The sequence below is a fragment of the Mycolicibacterium sp. MU0053 genome, assembly GCF_963378095.1.
Taxonomy (GTDB): Bacteria; Actinomycetota; Actinomycetes; order Mycobacteriales; family Mycobacteriaceae; genus Mycobacterium; species Mycobacterium burgundiense.
On sequence record NZ_OY726397.1, the window covers coordinates 1,094,136 to 1,114,310 of the forward strand.

General features: G+C 67.2%; 23 protein-coding genes and 1 pseudogene. 18 read left to right on the plus strand and 6 right to left on the minus strand.

Annotation, left to right across the window (positions count from 1 at the left end; genetic code table 11):
- Positions 1–38 precede the first annotated feature (38 nt).
- Positions 39–1,040 carry a 4-hydroxy-3-methylbut-2-enyl diphosphate reductase gene (locus RCP80_RS05155; RefSeq protein WP_308481309.1) on the plus strand — a complete coding sequence of 334 codons (1,002 nt, stop codon included), beginning with the start codon at positions 39–41 and terminating at the stop codon, positions 1,038–1,040.
- Here the strand turns inward: RCP80_RS05155 and RCP80_RS05160 are convergent, their stop codons facing one another.
- Positions 1,041–2,168 carry a DMT family transporter gene (locus RCP80_RS05160; RefSeq protein ID WP_308481310.1) on the minus strand — a complete coding sequence of 376 codons (1,128 nt, stop codon included), beginning with the start codon at positions 2,166–2,168 and terminating at the stop codon, positions 1,041–1,043.
- A 107-nt stretch (positions 2,169–2,275) separates the two neighbouring features.
- Here RCP80_RS05160 and ychF point away from each other — a divergent pair, with 107 nt between their 5' ends.
- From ychF to RCP80_RS05180, 4 genes are all read left to right on the plus strand, one after another.
- The gene (gene ychF / locus RCP80_RS05165) at positions 2,276–3,349 is read left to right on the plus strand and encodes a redox-regulated ATPase YchF (RefSeq protein WP_308481311.1); all 1,074 of its coding nucleotides are present in this window, start codon (positions 2,276–2,278) and stop codon (positions 3,347–3,349) included.
- An 84-nt stretch (positions 3,350–3,433) separates the two neighbouring features.
- Complete coding sequence (locus RCP80_RS05170; protein WP_308481312.1) at positions 3,434–3,718, plus strand: type II toxin-antitoxin system Phd/YefM family antitoxin; 285 nt, start codon at positions 3,434–3,436, stop codon at positions 3,716–3,718.
- Entirely contained in the window at positions 3,715–3,978 is a 264-nt protein-coding gene (locus tag RCP80_RS05175; protein WP_308481313.1) for a type II toxin-antitoxin system RelE family toxin, read from the plus strand. The genes RCP80_RS05170 and RCP80_RS05175 overlap by 4 nt, the downstream gene beginning before the upstream one ends.
- 18 nt (positions 3,979–3,996) lie before the next feature.
- Complete coding sequence (locus tag RCP80_RS05180) at positions 3,997–4,353, plus strand: zinc ribbon domain-containing protein YjdM (RefSeq protein ID WP_308481315.1); 357 nt, start codon at positions 3,997–3,999, stop codon at positions 4,351–4,353.
- Positions 4,354–4,366: 13 nt separating this feature from the next.
- Here RCP80_RS05180 and RCP80_RS05185 read toward each other — a convergent pair.
- Together RCP80_RS05185 and RCP80_RS05190 are read right to left on the minus strand one after the other, a co-directional pair.
- Positions 4,367–4,561, minus strand: a pseudogene (locus RCP80_RS05185) (carboxymuconolactone decarboxylase family protein); the annotation flags it as partial.
- Positions 4,562–4,578: 17 nt separating this feature from the next.
- Complete coding sequence (locus tag RCP80_RS05190; RefSeq protein WP_308481316.1) at positions 4,579–5,265, minus strand: class I SAM-dependent methyltransferase; 687 nt, start codon at positions 5,263–5,265, stop codon at positions 4,579–4,581.
- A 184-nt stretch (positions 5,266–5,449) separates the two neighbouring features.
- Here RCP80_RS05190 and RCP80_RS05195 point away from each other — a divergent pair, with 184 nt between their 5' ends.
- From RCP80_RS05195 to RCP80_RS05220, 6 genes are read left to right on the plus strand one after another with little or no spacing between them, the layout of a single operon-like run.
- Positions 5,450–6,049, plus strand: coding sequence for a hypothetical protein (locus tag RCP80_RS05195; RefSeq protein ID WP_308481317.1), 600 nt, complete (start codon positions 5,450–5,452; stop codon positions 6,047–6,049).
- Positions 6,046–6,462, plus strand: coding sequence for a hypothetical protein (locus RCP80_RS05200; protein WP_308481319.1), 417 nt, complete (start codon positions 6,046–6,048; stop codon positions 6,460–6,462). Before RCP80_RS05195 ends, RCP80_RS05200 begins: the two co-directional genes overlap by 4 nt.
- A 36-nt stretch (positions 6,463–6,498) precedes the next feature.
- The gene (locus RCP80_RS05205) at positions 6,499–7,719 is read left to right on the plus strand and encodes a serine hydrolase domain-containing protein (RefSeq protein ID WP_373693449.1); all 1,221 of its coding nucleotides are present in this window, start codon (positions 6,499–6,501) and stop codon (positions 7,717–7,719) included.
- A 6-nt stretch (positions 7,720–7,725) separates the two neighbouring features.
- Positions 7,726–8,274: a GNAT family N-acetyltransferase gene (locus tag RCP80_RS05210; protein ID WP_308481320.1), complete on the plus strand. Its 549-nt coding sequence runs from the start codon at positions 7,726–7,728 to the stop codon at positions 8,272–8,274.
- A 9-nt stretch (positions 8,275–8,283) separates the two neighbouring features.
- Positions 8,284–9,240, plus strand: coding sequence for a DUF1254 domain-containing protein (locus RCP80_RS05215; RefSeq protein WP_308481321.1), 957 nt, complete (start codon positions 8,284–8,286; stop codon positions 9,238–9,240).
- Positions 9,241–9,251: 11 nt separating this feature from the next.
- On the plus strand, positions 9,252–10,763 hold the full coding sequence (locus RCP80_RS05220) for an AMP-binding protein (RefSeq protein ID WP_308481322.1): 1,512 nt from the start codon (positions 9,252–9,254) through the stop codon (positions 10,761–10,763).
- Here RCP80_RS05220 and RCP80_RS05225 read toward each other — a convergent pair.
- Positions 10,712–11,428 carry a guanylate cyclase gene (locus RCP80_RS05225; RefSeq protein ID WP_308481323.1) on the minus strand — a complete coding sequence of 239 codons (717 nt, stop codon included), beginning with the start codon at positions 11,426–11,428 and terminating at the stop codon, positions 10,712–10,714. The two genes, RCP80_RS05220 and RCP80_RS05225, sit on opposite strands and share 52 nt — an antisense overlap.
- Before the next feature lie 29 nt (positions 11,429–11,457).
- On the opposite strand from RCP80_RS05225, the gene RCP80_RS05230 reads away from it, so the two are divergent.
- A complete protein-coding gene (locus RCP80_RS05230) occupies positions 11,458–11,625 on the plus strand; it encodes a hypothetical protein (protein ID WP_308481324.1) in 168 nt (55 codons plus the stop codon).
- Here RCP80_RS05230 and RCP80_RS05235 read toward each other — a convergent pair.
- Entirely contained in the window at positions 11,622–12,242 is a 621-nt protein-coding gene (locus tag RCP80_RS05235; protein ID WP_308481325.1) for a TetR/AcrR family transcriptional regulator, read from the minus strand. The genes RCP80_RS05230 and RCP80_RS05235 overlap by 4 nt on opposite strands.
- Before the next feature lie 131 nt (positions 12,243–12,373).
- On the opposite strand from RCP80_RS05235, the gene RCP80_RS05240 reads away from it, so the two are divergent.
- Positions 12,374–13,318, plus strand: a complete 945-nt coding sequence (locus RCP80_RS05240; protein ID WP_308481326.1) for a 2-hydroxyacid dehydrogenase — start codon at positions 12,374–12,376, stop codon at positions 13,316–13,318.
- 12 nt (positions 13,319–13,330) lie between these two features.
- Here the strand turns inward: RCP80_RS05240 and RCP80_RS05245 are convergent, their stop codons facing one another.
- A complete protein-coding gene (locus RCP80_RS05245; protein ID WP_308481327.1) occupies positions 13,331–14,185 on the minus strand; it encodes an alpha/beta fold hydrolase in 855 nt (284 codons plus the stop codon).
- Between the two features lie 387 nt (positions 14,186–14,572).
- On the opposite strand from RCP80_RS05245, the gene RCP80_RS05250 reads away from it, so the two are divergent.
- Genes RCP80_RS05250 through RCP80_RS05270 form a run of 5 tightly spaced genes read left to right on the plus strand, consistent with a single transcriptional unit; the run spans position 14,573 to position 20,173 of the window.
- On the plus strand, positions 14,573–15,343 hold the full coding sequence (locus RCP80_RS05250; protein WP_308481328.1) for an MlaE family ABC transporter permease: 771 nt from the start codon (positions 14,573–14,575) through the stop codon (positions 15,341–15,343).
- Positions 15,340–16,188 (plus strand): ABC transporter permease, encoded by an 849-nt coding sequence (locus tag RCP80_RS05255; protein WP_308481329.1) that lies wholly within the window; start codon positions 15,340–15,342, stop codon positions 16,186–16,188. Before RCP80_RS05250 ends, RCP80_RS05255 begins: the two co-directional genes overlap by 4 nt.
- Before the next feature lie 14 nt (positions 16,189–16,202).
- Positions 16,203–17,681, plus strand: a complete 1,479-nt coding sequence (locus RCP80_RS05260; protein WP_308481330.1) for an MCE family protein — start codon at positions 16,203–16,205, stop codon at positions 17,679–17,681.
- A 51-nt stretch (positions 17,682–17,732) separates the two neighbouring features.
- Positions 17,733–18,761 carry an MCE family protein gene (locus RCP80_RS05265; RefSeq protein WP_308481331.1) on the plus strand — a complete coding sequence of 343 codons (1,029 nt, stop codon included), beginning with the start codon at positions 17,733–17,735 and terminating at the stop codon, positions 18,759–18,761.
- Positions 18,758–20,173, plus strand: coding sequence for an MCE family protein (locus RCP80_RS05270; RefSeq protein WP_308481332.1), 1,416 nt, complete (start codon positions 18,758–18,760; stop codon positions 20,171–20,173). The genes RCP80_RS05265 and RCP80_RS05270 overlap by 4 nt, the downstream gene beginning before the upstream one ends.
- The last annotated feature ends 2 nt before the right edge of the window (positions 20,174–20,175 follow it).

Below are 20,175 nucleotides of genomic sequence, written 5' to 3' on the forward strand. Positions count from 1 at the left end.
GTTGGCCTTGTGTTGCCCGGGGTAAGTAGGCTGGTGTCATGCCAACAACTGTCAACATGGGCATTCCGGGTGCCACCCGCACGGTAGTCGAGCCCGTGTCCGGCAAGCGCGTGCTGTTGGCCGAGCCACGTGGTTACTGCGCCGGCGTGGACCGTGCCGTCGAAACCGTGGAGCGCGCGCTGGAAAAGCACGGCGCCCCGGTCTATGTCCGGCACGAGATCGTGCACAACCGCCATGTGGTGGAGACGCTGGCCAAGGCCGGCGCCGTCTTCGTCGACGAGACCGATCAGGTGCCCGTCGGGGCGATCGTGGTGTTCTCCGCGCACGGCGTCGCGCCCACCGTGCACGTCAACGCCGCCGAACGGGAACTGAAGGTCATCGACGCCACCTGCCCGCTGGTGACCAAGGTGCACAACGAGGCCAAGCGCTTCGCCCGCGACGACTACGACATTCTGCTGATCGGCCACGAGGGCCACGAGGAAGTGATCGGCACCGCCGGCGAGGCGCCCGATCACGTGCAACTGGTCGACGGGCCGGAATCGGTGGACAAGGTCACCGTCCGCGACGAGGACAAGGTCATCTGGCTGTCCCAGACCACCCTGTCGGTCGACGAGACCATGGAGACCGTGCAGCGCCTGCGCGAGCGGTTCCCCAAGCTGCAGGATCCGCCGAGCGACGACATCTGCTACGCGACGCAGAACCGGCAGGTGGCGGTCAAGGCCATGGCCCCGGAATGCGAACTGGTGATCGTGGTCGGTTCGGCGAACTCGTCGAACTCCGTGCGCCTGGTCGAGGTCGCGCTCAACGCGGGGTCGAAAACCGCCCACCTCGTCGACTATGCCGAGGACATCGATCCGGCCTGGTTGGAGGGCGTCACGACCGTCGGCGTCACCTCCGGCGCCTCGGTGCCCGAAATTTTGGTGCGCGGTGTGCTCGAACGGCTGGCGGATCTCGGTTACGGCACGGTGCAGTCGGTCACGACGGCCAACGAGACGCTGGTCTTCGCGCTGCCGCGGGAAATCCGCGCCGCGCGCCGGTAACTATTCGAAGTCGCGGTAGCGATCGCTCGTGCCACGGGACGAGCGGGGCCGCCGCCGATACTGCGCACCCTCGGTCGACCCGTCGTCGCCGGCGTCTGCGCCGCGATACCGCACCTTGGACACCGGGTGATGGGTGCCGCTGGCCGGTGCCGGTCGCCGGCGCGGCGGTGGCGGCGCCCCGTCGTACGGGTCAACACCGGTATACGGGTCGACGGGCGGCCCATAGCGCTCCGGCCGCGGCATCGGACGTTCATAGGGCGAGCGCTGCCGTGGCTGCCGGGGCTCGCGCGGGTCGCGCAGGTATTCCGGGGGCGGTGGGCGCCGGGACGGATCCCTGGGCGCACGGCGGCGCGGCGGCGGTCCATCGGCGAAGTCGTCGTCCTCGCGGGCGTGGGTCGGACGTCTGCGGGACGGCGGCGGGGCCAGGTCGTCGTCGAGCGGCGGACGCACGTGGCGGGACCGAGTCGGTGCCGTGCGTTTGGTGGGGCGTCGCGGGTCCTGGCGCCGTCGCGTCGTGGTGTCGCGGTCGATGGCATGCTTGCGCGGTTCGGCGTCGTCGTGCGCGGCGGAGCCCCGGGGCGGCATGCTCAGCTCCGAGAGCTTGGTCTTGATTGCCGCGAGCACCCCGGCCGCGGCGCCGACGGCGGCCGTGGACTTGGCCGCGGCCTGGCCCGACGTGACCGGTGCGGGCCGCGCGGCGTCCCCGAAGTACCACCGCGCCATCCCGATCAGCAGCACGATCACCGAGGTGGTGAACATCAGCAGGAATCGCTCGATCAGCGGATAACCGCAGTTGATCAGGATGTCCTTGATGCCCTGGATGTCGGAGAGGTGGAACAGGAAGTAGGCCCCCGGCACCGACACGAACAAGATCAGCGGGGGCTGCACGACGGCGGTGAAGATGGCCTCCTGACGCACCGCCAGGACCGCGGCCACGCACCCCATCAGATACAGCGCCGCGAAGACGCCGGAGAGCTCGCGGTTGCCGGAACCCGCGTCGAAGGCGAACCCGACCGCGGTGGCCAGCGTGGCGATGAGCACAGCAGCCCACCACGGCACACCTTGGATATTCGGGTGAGCCGAGCGGTGTTCGGCGGGTATCGAAGACCTCGCCCGCTGCGCTGGCACACATAGACCGTACCGGCTGACTCTGAGTCGTCGCTGACGGCGGGCGTCTGTCGCATGTCGCGTACGTGGTTCGGAGTTGTCGCCGGGCGCTCTAGACTTGTGACCCCGTGAGCCTGAACCTGGGAATCGTCGGTCTGCCCAACGTCGGTAAGTCGACCCTCTTCAACGCGCTGACACGCAACAACGTGTTGGCAGCCAACTATCCCTTCGCGACGATCGAACCCAACGAAGGCGTCGTGCCGCTGCCCGATCCCCGCCTGGACAAGCTCGCCGAGATCTTCGGATCCGAGAAGACCGTGCCCGCGCCGGTGACCTTTGTCGACATCGCCGGCATCGTCAAGGGGGCCTCCGAGGGTGCCGGGCTGGGCAACAAGTTCCTGGCGAACATCCGCGAGTGCGACGCGATCTGTCAGGTGGTGCGTGTCTTCGCCGACGACGACGTGGTGCACGTCGACGGGCGGGTGGACCCGAAGGCCGACATCGAGATCATCGAGACCGAACTGATCCTCGCCGACATGCAGACGCTGGAGAAGGCCGTCCCGCGGCTGGAGAAAGAAGCGCGCAACAACAAGGAGCGCAAACCGGTGCTCGAGGCGGCCGTGGCCGCCCAGGCGGTGCTCGACGGCGGGAAGACGCTGTTCTCGGCCGGGGTGGATGCCGCGCTGCTGCGCGAGCTGAACCTGATGACCACCAAGCCGTTCCTGTACGTGTTCAACGCCGACGAGTCGGTGCTCACCGATGAGGCCAAGCTCGCCGAACTGCGCGACCTGGTGGCCCCGGCCGACGCGGTGTTCCTGGACGCCAAGATCGAGGCGGAGTTGCAGGAGCTCGACGAGGAGTCGGCGGCCGAGCTGCTGGAGTCCATCGGCCAGACCGAACGCGGCCTGGATGCGTTGGCGCGGGCCGGTTTCCACACCCTGAACCTGCAGACGTATCTGACCGCCGGGCCGAAGGAGGCGCGGGCCTGGACGATCCACCGGGGCGACACCGCGCCGAAGGCCGCGGGCGTGATCCACACCGACTTCGAGAAGGGCTTCATCAAGGCCGAGGTGGTGTCGTTCGAGGACCTGGTCGAGGCCGGGTCGATGGCCGCCGCCAAGGCCGCGGGCAAGGTCCGGATCGAAGGCAAGGACTACGTGATGGCCGACGGGGATGTGGTGGAGTTCCGCTTTAATGTGTGACTTTCATGACACGATGCGTTGTGTTTGCGGGCACCATCGCGGCGGCAATCGCCCCGATTCCGTGATCGCGCTAGAATTCTGTACATGACGACTCTGCCGTTGGCCGAGGTCCGGGCCAATCTCTCCAAGCTCGTCGACGAGGCCGTTCGCACCCATCTGCGCATCGAGGTCACCCGGCAGGGCCGGCGAGCGGCCGTGATTCTCAGTGCGGACGACTACGACTCGATCATGGAAACACTCGACGTCTTGAGCGATCCCGACCTCATGAAGGAACTGCGTCAGGGGCGGGCGGACATCGCGAGTGGGAACTTCCACACCCTTGACGAGGTAACCAAGGAGATGCGGGCCAACGGGCGACTGTCCGAGTGACCTATGAAGTGATCTTCTCTCCGAGGGCACGTAAAGCCTTGTCGGAGGACCTTTCGGAAGCCGTTGCCGTGGCATGCTTTGAGTTCATTACAGGGCCGCTGGCCGAGAATCCTCGCCGTGTCGGAAAACCGCTTCGGAGTGAATTGGCCGGTACGTATTCGGCGCGACGAGGTGAGTTTCGGGTCATTTACCACATCGACGACAACAGGATTCGCGTCGAGATGATCTCGATTCGTCACCGTCGTGACGTTTATCGGTGATGAAATACGGTGGAGTTCATGTCTGATGTTCTGCCGCCGTGTCCGGCGTGTGCGAGTGAGTTCGCCTACGAGTCTGGTGCGCTGTTGGTCTGCTCGATGTGTGCCTTCGAGTGGGCACCGGGTGTGGACGAGGCCGCCGAGTCCGGTGAGGTTGTCACCGACTCGGTGGGGAACCCGCTCGCCGATGGCGACACCGTGACCATCGTCAAGAGTTTGAAGGTCAAGGGTGCCGGTAATGGGGTTGTCAAGATCGGCACCAAGGTGCGCGGCATCCGCCTGATCTCCGATGGTGTGGGCGATCACGACATCGACGCGAAGGTGCCGGGCTTCGGGCAGATGCAATTGAAGTCGAGCGTGGTGAAGAAGGTTCTCTGAGCGCCGGAAGTGCCTACGGGGCGACCGGATAGTGGCTGCGGACTGCGACGCGATTCCAGGCATTCATGACGATCGCGAGCCAGCTGATCGCAGAGATCTGCTCGTCGTTCAGTGCGCCGTTGTCCCATTCTCCGGGCGCGGGAACCGGCAGGCGCGTGACTTCCTCGGCAAGGGCGAGTGCGGCCTGTTCCTGCTCGGTGAAGTACTGCCGAACCCGATTCGACGTCAGGCGTAGCCCACCCAGCCGCGAAACGTGAACGCCGAGAAGAACTCCGTGACCTCGGAGAAACCGGCGTCTTCGAGTATCGCGCGGTCCTGCTCGGGGGTCAGCACCGGAACCTGGCTGGCGATCGCGGTGCGCGCCTGCTCGGCGGCGTCGGCTTCGATCCCCGAGCAGACCAGGTACGCGGCATGGCGCCTCATCCACAATTCGCGCTCGGCTTCGTCGCGTGCCGGAATGCTCAGGTGCATAACGACAAAGGGCGCCCCCGGCGCGAGTCGTCGTCGCACCTCGGCCGCGGTATGCACGCGTTGGTCCAGCTCCAGGAAGTGCAACGTCAGCAGGCTGGTGGCGGCCGCGAACGGCCCCGTCGGTGCGTCGTCGATATAGCCGTGGTGCATCCGCACCCGCGAGGCAAGCGGCCCAAGGGTTTTCGTCGCGAGTTCGAGCATGGCGGCCGCCGGATCCACCGCGTCGAACGTCCATCCCGGATGTGTCTCGGCGAACGCCTTGGTCTCGAGCCCGCCGCCGGCCCCGAGTACCAGCACCCGGGCATCGGACGGCGCGGATTCGGCCATGAGCACACTCGCCATGCGGTGCACATCCCGGTATGCGGGCACCATCTGTGGTGCCCGGTCGGCATAGGAAGCGATCTGTACAGCGTCATCGAAAGCGTCGGCAGGTTTCGTCACGCATTCGATGGTGCGGCGCGCGGAGACCTAGCGGCAAGGATTATTGCTGAATTGGCAACCAAAGAATGCATTGGTCGGTCAGACGGCGGAACCGACGGTTAACGTGGGTGAGCGGCATGGTCTGCCGAGAGCGCCCGTCAGCGCGGCTCGGACGGATCAAGTCCCACGGTGTAGGCAGGAGGAGATGACAGCTTTCACCACGCGGTTCCAGCGGTCCTGGGCAGAGTTCGTCGGACCCGGGGCCACCCGGACCAACACCACGATCACCCTCGCGGCCAGCGCTTTCGGGCTCGCCGGCAGTGCGTGGTCCGCTCGCCGGGCCGGCGCCGGAGCTGGTGTGACGACGGCACTTTCGGTACTCGCGATGGACCTCGTCGGCGGCGCCTACGTCAACAACACCCGGGCGTGCGCCCGCTGGTACGAACGACCGGGCCAGGGGACCGCGCAGCATCTGCGGTTCGCCGCGCTGCACCTGCACCCGTTCGCGATCGCGCTCGCCGACCGCAGCGTGGGCCGCCGGGACCGGGTGATCCGGTGGTCGGTGATCCACTACGGCTACCTGATGGCCTCGACCGCGGCCATCCGGCGGTTTCCGCGGCGCCGTCGCAGCCTGGGTGTGGCATTGACGGCCGGCGGGCTGGCCCTGGACCGCGCGCTCGGCCCCTCCACGGTGGCCCCATGGTTCGCCTGGACCTACTATCCGAAACTCCTGTTGGGCCACGCCGCGGCCGCACTGTGGTCCGGCGAAGACCTCCACATCCGCCACGAGGGCCAGCACGGATGAACGCGGCGCTCCTGGACGGCAGGGGATTGCTTGCCCGACTCATCGGGTTCCGCCTGTACTCGGTGGTGTTCGTGATGGACTACGTCCAGTTGTGCTTCGACGGCGACCATCCCGAAGATCGCCCCGTCTTCAACTGTTACGTCTGGCCAGTCATCGACATGTCCTCGCACACTGTCGCCGACGGCGAAATTGGCTACGCCGGCGGATACCGGTCGCTGATCCCCCGACACGTCACGGGAACGTCCGTAGGCGAGCAGGGGGGACTACGGCTCGAATTCGGCAACGCGACCCTGATACTGCGGCCGGCCATGGCGGAAATCGTGGGAGCGGAGATCGCACGCCTTTCAGGCTTCGCAGACGGTCGCTGGACGGCCTGGCGGCCCGGCGAACCCCCCTTCAAATATCTGGTGTGAGTGCTCCCGGCCGCCGGCCCAACGTATGTTGAGCCGGTGAGAACCCGAGCGCGGCGCGGTGCCCTGGCGGGCCTTGCGGTGGTGCTCGTCGCCTGCGCGCCCGCGCCGACCCCGCCCGCGCTGCGGACCATCGACGCGCACGGCTGGCAGGAGGTCGTCGACACCGCCGCCGCGCAACTGGGGGTGCCGGGCGCGATGGTGCTGCTGCGCACCCCGCAAGGCGAATTCACCGCGGCCTACGGCACCACCGAACTCGGCGCGCACACACCGCCGACGGCGGACACGCATTTCCGGATCGCCTCGAACACCAAGACCATGACCGCCGCGCTGGTCGTGCTGCTGGCTCAGGACGGCAAACTCGAGCTCGACGATCCGGTCACCGCCTTCGTTCCGACCCTGCCCGGTGGCGAAAACATCACCGTGGCACAGCTTTTGACGATGCGCAGCGGACTGTACGGCTACACCTCCGATCCCGTGGTGGCCGATGTCCTGGATGCCGACCCGGCCAAGGCGTGGTCGCCGCAGGAGGTACTCGACGTCGCGTACCGGCATCCACCGCAGTTCGCCCCGGGCACCTCCTACGACTACAGCAACACCAACTACGCGCTGCTGGGTCTCATCGCCGAGAAGGCCGGAGGCCGTCCGCTGGGTCGACAGTTCGCCGACCGGCTGTTCGGACCGCTCGCCCTCGCGCAGACCACGCTTCCCGCCGCCGACGACACGTCCCTGCCGGCGCCGTACTCGCACGGGTACATGTACGGCGGCAGTCGCTACGCGCTCGCCGACGACCTCTACCCCGTCGACTTGCAGGTCGCTGCCCGCGCCGGCACGGTGCAGCCCACCGACTACACCTTTCAGAACCCGTCCTACGCCACCGCCGCCGGGGGAGCGATCTCCACCGCCGCCGAGCTGGCCGACTGGCTCAAGGCGCTGGTCACCGGGCGGGTGTTCGACGCCGACTACCAACATCGGTGGTTGACCAGCGTGCAGGCCGAGCAACCGGGTGTCGCCGACGGCCAGCAGTACGGGTATGGGATCTCGTATCAACGATTCGGGCCGAACGCCGCGATGTTCTATCACGGCGGGGAGCTGCCCGGCTTCAACTCCTTCATGGGTTACGATGCGGAAAACGATGTGGGGCTCGTGATTTGGACCAATCTGACGCTGTCGCCGGAGGGCAACACCACGGCGCAGACGATGTTGCCCATTCTGCTGGACGAGATCTACGCTGGTTTGTCGCTGGTGCCGAGTGAGTAGGGGAATATGCGGATCGTTGAACGGCTGCCCGTCCGCGAAGGCGACGTGAGCGTCCGTCAGCTTTCTCATGCGGACGCCGGCGCCTACGCCGCCGGTACCGACGACGCCGCGGTCCGGCGGTACGGACACCTGCCGTTGCCCGAATACACCGCGCAGATCGTGCGCGAGCAGATCGACGGCGACATCGCGCGCGGCTTGGCCGACGACTCGCTGGCGGTGCTGGCGATCGCGGACGCCCACTCGGATGAGTTCCTGGGCAGCATCGTCTTGTTCGACTTCCGTGCCGACCGCGCCGAGGTCGGGTTCTGGCTGACGCCAAAGGCGCGCGGCCGCGGCGCGGCCGGCAACGCCCTGCGTGCCGTCGCGCGGCTGGCCGCGGCCACCGGGCTGCGCCACCTCGACGCCCGGACCGACTGCGCGAACGAGGGGTCCCGCCGGGTGCTGGAGGGGGCCGGGTTCGTGGCGAAGGAAGGGCCGCACGATGCACTGGCACCGTCCGGCGAGGTGGTGACGGTGCTGAGCTATGAGCGGTCCGTCGCCGAGCTACGAGACTAGGCGCACACCATGGCAATCCACGTCAACGTCGACAACTTCGTGCGGGCGGAGTCCCACCGGATGTTCGCGGACATCCAGGCTGCCGCCGGGGGCATCGGGCGGTTCCGGCACAACCGGGAACCGGCGGCCATCGACGAGCAGACCGTGATCCGACTCAACCGCGACACGCTGTACAGCTTCGCGGTGGTCGATCTGGCCCACCCCGCGGTGCTCACGTTGCCGGATGGCGACGGGCGCTACATCTCGGCGATGATCGTCAACGAAGACCACTTCGTCACCGATGTGCTGCACGAGGCGGGCGAGCACACGCTGGACGAGCAGCGGTGCGGTACCCGTTATGTGCTGGTCGGGATCCGCATCCTGGTCGATCCGACCGACCCCGACGACGTGGCGGCCGTCGCGGCACTGCAGGACCGGATCGGGCTGGCGCCCGAATCCTCCGAGGCGTTCGTCATGCCGGACTACGATTCCGCGAGCCTGGATCAGACCCGTGACGCATTGCTGACGCTGGCCCGCGGCCTGAGCGCGTTCGACCGCACCTTCGGTAGGCCCGACGAGGTCGACCCGGTGCGCCATCTGATCGGATGTGCGGCGGGCTGGGGCGGGTTGCCCACCTCGGAAGCAACCTATGTCGGCGTCGACCCGAACGTCGCCCACGGTGACTACGAGCTGGTGTTTTCCGACGTGCCGGTCGACGCGTTCTGGTCGGTCTCGGTGTACAACGCGGCCGGTTACTTCGAACCGAACAACCACAACCTCTACACCGTCAACAGCGTCACCGGCGCGCGCAACGACGACGGGTCGATCACCGTCCGGTTCGTCGCCGCGGCCGACGGCGACATCCCTCCGAACGCGATCCTCACCCCACCGGGATGGAACTACCTCATCCGGCTCTACCGGCCCCGCGCGGAGATGCTCGACGGCACCTGGACCCCACCGACCCTCACGCCGCGCGCTGCGGGCTGAGCGCGTACGGAATGGTGTTCGGCGACGGCAGCACCCGGCTGCACGACCTGATCTCGTCGGCGGCCGCCGCGGTACCCGAGCGGCCCGCCGTGGTGGTTCCCGGCGGGCCCAGCGCGACCTACGCGGAGTTCGACCGGCAGGTGCGTGGAATCGCCGACTGGGTCGCGCGCCGCACCGCTGTCGGGGACCGGGTGGCGGTGATCGCCGACAACGGTCTGGACTACGCCGGGCTCTACTACGGTGTGCCGCGCAGCGGACGCATACTGGCGCTGATCAACCAACGCCTCGGTGTCGCAGAACAACTGGACCAACTGGCCACCGTCGGGGCGACGTTGGTGCTCGGCGACGAGAAGTATCTGGGCGCGCTCGCCGATCATCCGACCGGACAGGTGATCTCGTTCAGCGACCCCGAGTGGTTCGACCGCGCCACGGTCTCCACGGCCGCCGAAAGCCCGGTCGGACCCGAGGATCCCGCCTGGCTGCTGTTCACCACCGGATCGACCGCCAAGCCGAAAGGGATTGTGCACTCCCATGCTTCGCTGCTGGCCGCGGCCTTCGGGACGATCATCGGCCGCGAGGTGGCCAACGGTGGGGTTTACCTGCTGCCGTTTCCGATGTGCCACATCGCCGGATACAACATGCTGGTCCAGCACGCGGTGCAGGCCACCGTGCTGCCGGTGGCCGCGTTCCGTCCGGAGGCCTTTGTCGAGGCGGTCCACCGTTACGGCGTGACTTCCTGCTCGATGGCGCCGACCATGCTGCACAGCCTGCTTGCGCATCTGGAGCGCACCGGTGCCGCGCTGCCGACGCTGCGAGACATCGCCTACGGCTCCGCGGCCATTCCCGCCGCGTTGCTCCGGCGTGCGATGGACCACCTCGACGCGGGGTTTCATCAGGGCTACGGCATGACCGAAACCGGTGGCAATGTCGTCTTTCTCGGACCCGATGAGCACCGCGCCGGCGCCGACGGCGACGCGGCGATTCTGGCCAGTGCGGGCCGACCCCACCCGGGCGCGCAGGTCCGCCTCGCCGAGGGCGGCGAGATCCTGGTGCGCGGGCCGCAGGTCGCACCGTGGTCCTGGCCGGGCTGGGCGCCGTTGGCCGTCGACGGCTGGCTGCACACCGGCGATGTCGGACGCTTCGACGACGCGGGTCGGCTCGTGGTGGTCGACCGGCTCAAGGACATCATCATCACCGGCGGGGAGAATGTGTCCTCCCGCGAGGTCGAGGACGTGCTGTCGGCACACCCGAGCGTGGAACACGTTGCCGTGGTGGGAGTCCCGGACCCGCACTGGGGCGAGGTCGTCTGTGCCGTGGTGGTGCCGCGCCCGGGCGCACACGCCGATCCGGCGGTGCTCGTCGCTCACGTGCGGCAGCGACTGGCCGGATTCAAACGGCCCCGGCACGTCCTGGTCGTCGAGGTGCTACCGCAGACCACCAACGGCAAGATCGACAAGGCCGCGATCCGACGCTACGCCCGCGCCTCGCTGAGCACAACCGAAACTTCCTCGCCCAGTTTATAACCCGGCTTCAGGGGCAGCCTGTCGCCGCTCCAGAACGATCCCGGGTCGAAGTAGTTCTCCTTCTTGTCGGTGGTCAGCAATCCCATCTCCTCATAGGTGATGGCCACCGTCTCCGCGCAGTACGCGGTCTCCAGGCCGACCATCCGGCGGCGGTGCTTGTCCTGCTCCACGGACTGCCTGACCATCTTGTGCACCACGGGAAGTCCCCGCGTCCAGTCGCTGATACCGGGAAACCGGCCGCGGATCCAGCGGCCGGTCAGCCGTGCCGTGCTGGGAAACGGGGTGCCGTCCATGCGGGCGATCACCTTCAGCAGCCGGTCCTCTTGTTCCCGGTTGGCGTACGGGCTGAGCTGACGCAGCCAGCAGCGTTGACCGTACTTGGTCATCCACTGCTCGACGGCGGCGCGCAGATCGTTGAGTTGCACGCCCCGCTGATGGGTGCCGGTCCAGTAGTCCAGCAGCTTGTCGCCGAGTTCGGCGTGCCAGATCAGCGGCGGCAGATCGTCGATGGCCACCGTCATGCCCACATGGTTGACCGGGCTGTTGGTCAGGGTCTGAATCGCGCGGTCGGGGCGCGATCCGCCGCGGAACAGCCACAGGTCCCCGGTACGGGTGGCCTCCAACGCCTGGTCGAGGGTGACGTGTCGTTCTCGGTTGCTCGCCATCACCAGCGCAGCTTATGCAGAATGACACGATGCGCAACGTCTGGAAGTGGATCGGGCTGGCCGGGGTTGTCGGTGTGGCAGCCGGTGGCGTGCTGGTGGCACGGGACCAACGCCGCCGCAAGGCCTACACGCCCAACGACATCCGCGCCCGACTGCACCAACGGCTGGCCGAGGCGGAACGCGGCGACGGGCACTAACTGCCCGCCAACGCGCGTGTCCACAGTTGCGTCAGCACGTCGACCACCAATTCGGGATCGGTCGGTTCGTCGCCGTGCAGGGTGGGGTCGATGATCGCGCGGTGCACCTGCCGCTCGACCCCGGCGACCATCATGTCGGCGATGAAGGCGGTGTGCTGCTTGGCCACGCCGACGTGCTCGAGATGCCAGGCCACCTCGGTAGCAATCCTGCGGTCGCTGTCATACATCCGCCGCTGCAGGTCCCGGGAGCGGGGCGCGCTGTCCCACAACAGGTGATGCATATGGAAATCGTGGACGTGCATCACCACGATCGCCTTGATGACCGCCCGAAGCGAACCCTCCAAACCCGGCTGAGTTTCGCGCAGCCGCTGGAAAAGCCCCTCGAGCAGGACGGTGCCATGGGACAAATGGCGTTCGGCCAGTGCGTAGAGCAGCGCATCCTTGTCCTGCACGTAGTGATACAGCGTGCCGATCGAGATGCCGGCGGCCTCGGCCACTTTGTTGGTGGTGGTGCCCGCGTAGCCCAGTTCGGTGAAGATCTCGGCGGCCACATTCAGGATGCGGTCATAGGTGTCCCGAGATCGCTGCTGACGTGGCTCGACGCGGGGTTTGGCCATCCGGGGTCCACCAAGGTTCGACGCTGAAGCTGATGCGATGACCTTAGCGCTCGGCTCGGTCTCGCACACCGGAAATCGCCACGGGTGCGTTCCGACCGACGCACGGCGCCGCGATAGGTCACTGTAGAAGCATGAACATCCTGCAGGTGGGTCGCCTCGAACCACAGTTGGCCGAACTCGTGCAACAACGTCACAGCCCGCGGCGTCTTCCGGAGGGCGGCCGGCGCGCCCAATTCCTTGCCGAACACCGGGATTCGGTCACAGTGGTGCTGACCTCGGGCGGCCCGGTGGACGCCGAGCTGATCGCGGCGCTGCCGCGGCTCGGGGCGATCGTCAATAGCGGCGCGGGCGTGGACAATATCGACCTCGAGGCGGCCCGACGCAGACACATCGGTGTCAGCAACACCCCCGACGTGCTGACGGACACGGTCGCCGACACCGCGATCGGTCTGATTCTGATGACGTTGCGCCGGTTCGGCGCCGCGGATCGCTATGTGCGGGAAGGCCGTTGGGAAACCGAAGGCCCGTTTCCATACGCCCGGGACGTCAACGGACTGCGGGTCGGCATTCTCGGCCTGGGCCGAATCGGCACTGCGATTGCCGACCGGCTGCTGGCCTTCGGTTGTGTGTTGGCTTATCACAACCGACGCCGGCTCGAGGACTGCCCGTACCGGTACGCGGCCTCGCCGCAGGAGCTGGCCGAATCCGTGGACATCCTGGTGGTCGCCACCGCGGGTGGCGCAGGCACCGAAAAACTGGTCGGGCGCGCCGTTCTGGAAGCCCTCGGCTCCGACGGCTACCTGATCAACATCGCCCGCGGCAGCGTCGTCGACGAATTGGCACTCGTCGATGTGCTGGCCGCGGGCCGCCTCGCGGGCGCGGGACTGGATGTGTTCGCCGACGAACCCCAGGTGCCCGCCGCGCTGCGCGCCCTCGACAACGTGGTGCTGTTCCCGCACATCGGCAGCGCCACGGCCCGAACCCGGCGCGCGATGGCCGAATTGGCGTTGCGCAACCTCGAAAGTTACCTGACCAGCGCAGCGTTGGTGACGCCCGTGCTGCGGCCCGGCGGCTGAGTCGTCGCGGAATCAGCGGGTGACGAACTCAACGACGACTTCGCTGAAGGCGTCGTTGTCGTCGCCTGCGGCGGTGTGCCCGGCCTCGCCGAGTTCGACGAACTCGGCTTGCGGAACCTTGGCCAGAAAGTCGTTGACGCCCTCCGGGGAGACCACATCCGAGAGTTTGCCGCGGATCAGCAGGATGGGAATCTGAAGCCCGCTCACGGCCGTCTCCAGCTTGTCGGTGCGGGCGAACGGGTCATCGCCGGGCGCGGTCAAGAACGCGGGATCCCAATGCCAGTACCAGCGGCCGTCACGCTCGCGGAGATTTCTCTTCAAGCCGTCGGTGCTGCGTGGCTTGGCGCGGTGGGGCAGGTAGGCGGCGACCGCGTCGGCCGCATCCTCGAGCGAGTCGAAGCCGTCGACGTTGCCGAACATGAAATCGCGAATCCGCGCACTGCCCGACTTTTCGAACTTCGGGACCACGTCGACGAGGACCAGCTTGGTGACCTTGGCGCTGCCGGCGAGGCTGGCGACCAGCATTCCGGTCAACCCGCCCATGCTGGCACCGATCAGCGCCACCGGCCGCCCGATGGTGTCGAGGATCCGCAGCACGTCCTCGGCCATGGTTTCCAGCGCATAGTCCGCATTCGGTGCCCGGTCGCTGTCGCCGTGGCCGCGGCTGTCGATCGCGACGACGTGGAATCCCTGATCGGCCAGGACCTGGCCAGTGTTCTTCCAGGAGAACCGATTTTGGCCGCCGCCGTGCAGCAGCAGGATGCTGGGTCGGTCCGGGGCGGTTTCGCCGTCCGGTTGGCTCCATTCGTCGCCGACCAGAGTGATGCCACCGGCACCCTTGAACTCGACGGTCTGCGCTGTGCTCACCGGGCTGACGTTACCCAGGCGCGTCGCGGCGGCCCCCGGCGGCGTGCGTCGCGTGGTCAGAGACGGTCCCGCGACGCTCCGAGACGGGGTATTTGAGCTGGTCACGGACGTGTGGACGGGGCGACTAGACCTATGTCACACAACCCGGATCGGGATATGCAAGGATTCAGCTACCTACCGGTGGGTAGGGTCCGGGAGGTCTGTTGAAAGCGGCCATCCACCGCGAGGCGGTGGTGTACCTTTTCGGCAGTCCTGTGTCTTCAGTCACAGTGGTCACGCAGGAAGCAGGTGTCGCATGTCGGGAGGTGATCTGCCGCTTATGCAGCAAATGATCCCGCCCAGCTTGGATCCCCACGGACCAGCGCCTATCCCGGGGGAGGACCTGTAATGGCCACCGCCACCGCAGCGTTCGCGAAGCCCGTTCGGTCGATCGGCGGCTTCTTCGCGATGACCCTCGATACCTTCGTCGCGATGTTCAGGCCGCCGTTCGCGTGGCGCGAGTTCGTGCTGCAGGCGTGGTTCGTGGCGCGGGTCTCGATTGTTCCGACGCTGATGCTCGCGATCCCCTTCACGGTGCTGTTGGTCTTCACCTTCAACATCCTGTTGGTGGAGTTCGGCGCGGCCGACTTCTCCGGAACCGGCGCCGCCATCGGAACTGTCACCCAGATCGGCCCGATTGTCACCGTGCTCGTCGTGGCCGGGGCCGGCGCCACCGCAATGTGCGCCGATCTCGGCGCGCGCACCATCCGCGAGGAACTCGACGCGCTGCGCGTGATGGGCATCAACCCGATCCAGGCCCTCGTCGTACCGCGGGTACTGGCCGCCACCCTGGTCGCCCTGATGCTGGCGGCGTCGGTGGTCGTGGTCGGCATCGCCGGCGGCTTCCTGTTCTCGGTCTTCCTCCAGCACGTCACACCCGGCGCCTTCGTCGCCGGCCTCACGCTGATCACCGGACCCACCGACGTGGTGATCTGCCTCGTCAAGGCGACCCTGTTCGGCCTGTCGGCCGGTCTGATCGCTTGCTACAAGGGCATTTCGGTCGGTGGCGGCCCGGCCGGCGTCGGCAACGCCGTCAACGAGACCGTGGTCTTCACGTTCATCGCGCTGAACGTGATCAACCTGCTGGTGACCGCGGTCGGTGTGCAGGTGACGACATGACCGCCGCACCGAATACCGCCGTCCGGCTGCGCCGCACCCTGGGCGAGTGGTCCCAGGGCTGGAACCGCATCGGCCGGCAGACCAAGTTCTACGGCTACACGCTCAAGGGCGTCTGGGATGCCGTCGTCTACTACAAGGGCGAGGTGTTCCGGCTCATCGCCGCGATGGGGCTCGGCGCGGGGGCGCTGGCGGTCATCGGCGGCACCATCGCGATCGTCGGGTTCCTGACGCTGACCACCGGCGCGCTGGTCGCCGTCCAGGGCTACAGCCAGTTCGCGTCCATCGGCGTCGAGGCCCTCACCGGTTTCGCCTCCGCGTTCTTCAACGTCCGGTTGATCGCGCCGCTGACGGCCGGGGTCGGCATGGCCGCGACCATCGGCGCCGGGGCCACCGCGCAACTCGGCGCGATGCGCATCAACGAGGAGATCGACGCCCTGGAGGTGATGGGCATCCGCACCATCGCCTACCTGGCGTCCTCGCGGGTGATCGCCGGCGTGATCGTGGTGATCCCGCTGTACTGCGTCGCGGTGTTGATGTCGTTCTTCGCGGCCCGGGTCGGCACCACCATGTTCTACGGGCAGGCCACGGGCGTGTACGACCACTACTTCCGGACCTTCCTCAACCCGGTCGACCTGATCTGGTCGTTCCTGCAGGCTGTGGCGATGGCGCTGGTGATCATGCTGGTGCACACCTACTACGGCTTCACCGCTTCCGGCGGCCCCGCGGGCGTCGGGGAGGCGGTGGGCCGCGCGGTGCGCACCTCGCTGATCGTCGCAGCGTTGGTGACCGTGATGATCTCACTGGCCGTTTACGGTCAGTCCGGCAACTTCAACCTCTCCGGGTAAGCGGGCGCGGAAATATGGAACACGACGACCACACTGGCCTCCGCCCCGCATGGTGGACGCTGATCCTCATCATCTTCCTGGCGGCGCTGGTGTGGATCACCGCGGCGCTGTTCACCGGTTCGTTGAAGAAGTACGTCGATGTCACGCTGACCTCGGACCGGTCCGGGTTGGTGATGGAGTCCGGCGCCAAGGTCAAGCTGCGCGGCGTTCAGGTGGGCCGGGTCAGCACCATCCACGGCGGCACCACCGGACCGGACGCGGTGTCCCTGCGGCTGGAGATCAATCCCGATCAGGTCCAGCACATCCCGGCCAACGTGGGCGCGCAGATCCGCGCCACCACTGTCTTCGGCGCCAAGTTCGTCGATCTGCTGTACCCGGAGAACCCCAGCGAGCAGCGCCTCGCCGACGGGCAGGTCCTGCGGTCGCAGAACGTCAGCACCGAGGTCAACACGGTGTTCGAGAACCTCGTCGGGGTCCTCGATCAGGTCGACACCTCCAAGCTCAACGCCACCCTGTCGGCGTTGGCCGACGGTGTCCGCGGCCAGGGTGAACGGATCGGGCAGGCCACCACCGACGCCAATCAGGTTCTGCTGGCGCTGAATCCGCGCGCCGACACCATCCGCGCCGACTGGCAGTCGCTCCAGGGCTTCAGCGACACCTACAGCGCCGCAGCGAACAACATCGTCACCGTCCTCGACGCGGCCAGCACCACCAGCGTCACCGTCACCAACAACGCCAAGCAGTTGGACGCGTTGTTGCTCAACGTCATTGGCCTCTCCAACAGCGGTATCCAGTTGCTGGCGCCGAATCAGGCGAACCTGATCAACGCGATCAACGTGCTCGAACCCACCACCAACCTGCTGCACAAGTACAACCCCCAGTACACCTGCATGCTGGTCGGCGCGCACTGGCTGCTGGACAACGGCGGGTACGACGCGACCGGCGGCAACGGCAAGTCGTTCGTCGTCGACGGCGGCGCGCTGGCCGGCGACGACATCTACCGCTACCCCGACCACCTGCCGATCATCGGCGCCAAGGGCGGCCCGGGCGGAAAGCCCGGCTGTGGTTCACTGCCGGTCGTCGACGAGAACTGGCCGGTTCGCGCCCTGGTGACCAACACCGGTTGGGGCACCGGAGTCGACATCCGGCCCAACCCGGGCATCGGGTTCCCGGCCTGGGCCAACTACTTCCCGGTCACGCGCGGTATTCCGCAGCCGCCGAGTGTGCGCAACCTGTTCGGTGGGCCCGCACCGGGGCCGAACGTGGGCAACCCGCCGAAGGTCATCCCCGAACCGGGCGACTATCCCTATGGCGCTCAGATGTACGCACCCGACGGCACTCCGCTGTGGAACAATCTGCCCCCGGCGCCGCCGCCGGGCGCACCCCGGGACCCGGGTCCCACTCCGGGAACGGAGCCGTTCGTGGTGCCGTTCCCCGGCCAGGTGCCCTTCCCGAACCCGCCACCACCGGTCCCGGCGGCCCCATCGCCGTAGACCCACCGACGAAAATCCTGACCTGACAACCCGTATCGAGAGGTAACCGCAATGCGAGGCAACCTGGGCGCCGCCGCCTGGCGTCTGGCCGTGTTCATCGCGGTCTGCCTGTTGGGGATGTTTACGCTGTTCGCGGTGTTCGCCGAACTGCGGTTCGAGAAGGCCAGCGACTATCGGGCGCATTTCACCAATGTCACCGGTCTGGAGAACGACGACTTCGTCCGCATCGCGGGCGTGGAGGTCGGCAAGGTCAAGGGCATCAACGTCAACGACGACGGCACTGTGACAGTCGATTTCACGGCCGACGAGTCGGTGGTGCTGACCGAGGGCAGCCGCGCGGTGATCCGGTACGACGACCTCATCGGCGGCCGGTACCTGTCCCTGGTGGAGGGTGTCGGCGGTACCAAACGGATCAACCCGGGCGAGACCATCCCGTTGGCCCAGACCGAACCGGCGCTGGACCTCGATGCGCTGATCGGTGGCTTCCGGCCGCTGTTCCGGGCGTTGGAGCCCGAACAGATCAATGCGTTGTCGGGGCAGCTGATCAGCGCGCTGCAGGGACAGGGTGCGACCATCGGCTCGTTCCTGTCGCAGACCGCGGCCCTGACCAATACGTTGGCCGACCGCGATGAGCTCATCGGCGAGGTGATCGTCAACCTCAACACGGTCCTGGGATCTCTGGCGGGACAAAGCGATCAGTTCGCCAAGGGTGTCGAGGCCATCTCGGACCTGGTCGAGACCCTCGGGGAACGCAAGCAGGAGATCGCCAACGGCGTGGCCTACACCAGCGAGGCGGCCGGCACGGTTGCGGACCTGTTGTCGGCGGCCCGTCCGCCCCTGCAACAAGTGATCACCGAGACCGACCGGGCGGCGGGATTGGTGCTGGCCGACCACGACTACTTCGACAACCTGCTCAATACGCTGCCGGACTCGTATCAGGTGCTCAACCGACAAGGCATCTATGGCGACTTCTTCAGCTTTTACCTCTGTGATATCTCGTTGAAGCTCAACGGCAAGGGCGGTCAGCCGGTGTATGTGAAGGTGGCGGGCCAGGACAGTGGGAGGTGTGCGCCCCGATGAAGTCTTTCGCAGAGCGCAATCCCTACATCATCGGTCTGGTCGGCATCCTCGGAACGGTGGCGCTGATGCTGGCGGCGCTGAACTATCAGAACCTGCCGGGGTTCAGCCAGGGCAAGAGTTACAGCGCCTTCTTCGAAGACGCCGGTGGGCTGTATGACGGTGCCGCCGTCCAGGTTTCGGGCTTCGAGTCCGGTCGAGTGACCGGCATCTCGCTCGACGACCAGCGGGTGCTCGTCAAGTTCAAGGTGAACAAGGGCATTCGTCTCGGCGACCGTGCCGAGGCGGCCATCAAGACCAAGACCGTGCTGGGCACCAAGTACCTCGAGGTCACCCCGCGCGGCGAGGGCCAGTTGGGCGACACCATCCCGCTGGATCGCACCACCTCGCCGTATCAGCTGCCGGATGCGCTGGGTGATCTGACGATGACCATCAGCGGCCTGAACACCGATCAGCTCTCCGATTCGCTGCGGGTGCTGTCCGACACGTTCTCCGAGACGCCGCCGGACCTGAAGATCGCCGTCGAGGGCGTGGCGCGGTTCTCCGACGTCCTCAACGAGAAGGACGCGCAGCTGCGTGAGCTGTTGGCCAACGCGAACAAGTCCACCGGGATACTGGCCGAGCGCAGTGACCAGGTTGTCAGCCTGGTCAACGACACCAACGCCCTGATGGCCGAATTGCAGAGCCAGAGCGCGGCGCTGGACCAGATCTCCGGCAACATCTCCACCCTGAGCCGCCAACTGCGCGGCTTCATCGCCGAGAACCGCGAGACCATGCAGCCGGCCCTGGAGAAGCTCAACGGTGTGCTCGCCACGATCGACAACCGCAAGGACCGGGTCAAGAAGTCCATCAACATGTTGTCGACCTACGCGATGTCCCTCGGTGAGACCGTGGCCTCGGGACCGTTCTTCAAGTCCTACATCGCCAACCTGCTGCCGGGTCAGTTCGTGCAGCCGTTCATCGACGCTGCGTTCTCCGATCTGGGTCTCGATCCGAACGTGATGCTGCCGTCGGAGCTCACGGATCCGCAGGTCGGCCAGCCGGGAACCCCGGCGCTGCCGATGCCGTACCCGCGCACCGGTCAGGGCGGCGACCCGCGCCTGAACCTGCCGGACGCGATCACCGGCAACCCGGGCAATCAGGCTTGTGGGCCGCCCGGCATCCCGCTGTCCGGCACCAACTGCTACCCGTACCGGGATCCCGGACCCGCGCCGGCGCCGGGCGGACCGCCGCCGGGACCGCCCGCGGAGGCCCCGGCAGGGGTTGCCTCGACGCCGCAGCCGGTGCCGTCGCCGTTCCTGCAGCCGGGACCGGGTCAGACGCCGCCGGTGACCCAGGCCGTCGTGCCGGCACCCGCTCCGGAACCGCAGGGCCCCCGACCGGGCCCCGCCGCTGAAGGGGAGGCCGGCCAGTGAAG

Excerpts from the sequence above, each read along its gene's own strand:
- RCP80_RS05195 (WP_308481317.1), top strand. The coding sequence starts at position 5,450 with ATGACAGCTTTCACCACGCGGTTCCAGCGGTCCTGGGCAGAGTTCGTC.
- RCP80_RS05260 (WP_308481330.1), top strand. The coding sequence starts at position 16,203 with ATGGAACACGACGACCACACTGGCCTCCGCCCCGCATGGTGGACGCTG.
- RCP80_RS05155 (WP_308481309.1), top strand. The coding sequence starts at position 39 with ATGCCAACAACTGTCAACATGGGCATTCCGGGTGCCACCCGCACGGTA.
- RCP80_RS05215 (WP_308481321.1), top strand. The coding sequence starts at position 8,284 with ATGGCAATCCACGTCAACGTCGACAACTTCGTGCGGGCGGAGTCCCAC.
- RCP80_RS05180 (WP_308481315.1), top strand. The coding sequence starts at position 3,997 with ATGTCTGATGTTCTGCCGCCGTGTCCGGCGTGTGCGAGTGAGTTCGCC.
- RCP80_RS05230 (WP_308481324.1), top strand. The coding sequence starts at position 11,458 with ATGCGCAACGTCTGGAAGTGGATCGGGCTGGCCGGGGTTGTCGGTGTG.
- RCP80_RS05220 (WP_308481322.1), top strand. The coding sequence starts at position 9,252 with ATGGTGTTCGGCGACGGCAGCACCCGGCTGCACGACCTGATCTCGTCG.
- RCP80_RS05255 (WP_308481329.1), top strand. The coding sequence starts at position 15,340 with ATGACCGCCGCACCGAATACCGCCGTCCGGCTGCGCCGCACCCTGGGC.
- RCP80_RS05210 (WP_308481320.1), top strand. The coding sequence starts at position 7,726 with ATGCGGATCGTTGAACGGCTGCCCGTCCGCGAAGGCGACGTGAGCGTC.
- RCP80_RS05250 (WP_308481328.1), top strand. The coding sequence starts at position 14,573 with ATGGCCACCGCCACCGCAGCGTTCGCGAAGCCCGTTCGGTCGATCGGC.
- RCP80_RS05270 (WP_308481332.1), top strand. The coding sequence starts at position 18,758 with ATGAAGTCTTTCGCAGAGCGCAATCCCTACATCATCGGTCTGGTCGGC.
- RCP80_RS05265 (WP_308481331.1), top strand. The coding sequence starts at position 17,733 with ATGCGAGGCAACCTGGGCGCCGCCGCCTGGCGTCTGGCCGTGTTCATC.
- RCP80_RS05170 (WP_308481312.1), top strand. The coding sequence starts at position 3,434 with ATGACGACTCTGCCGTTGGCCGAGGTCCGGGCCAATCTCTCCAAGCTC.
- RCP80_RS05225 (WP_308481323.1), bottom strand. The coding sequence starts at position 11,428 with ATGGCGAGCAACCGAGAACGACACGTCACCCTCGACCAGGCGTTGGAG.
- RCP80_RS05240 (WP_308481326.1), top strand. The coding sequence starts at position 12,374 with ATGAACATCCTGCAGGTGGGTCGCCTCGAACCACAGTTGGCCGAACTC.
- RCP80_RS05235 (WP_308481325.1), bottom strand. The coding sequence starts at position 12,242 with ATGGCCAAACCCCGCGTCGAGCCACGTCAGCAGCGATCTCGGGACACC.
- RCP80_RS05200 (WP_308481319.1), top strand. The coding sequence starts at position 6,046 with ATGAACGCGGCGCTCCTGGACGGCAGGGGATTGCTTGCCCGACTCATC.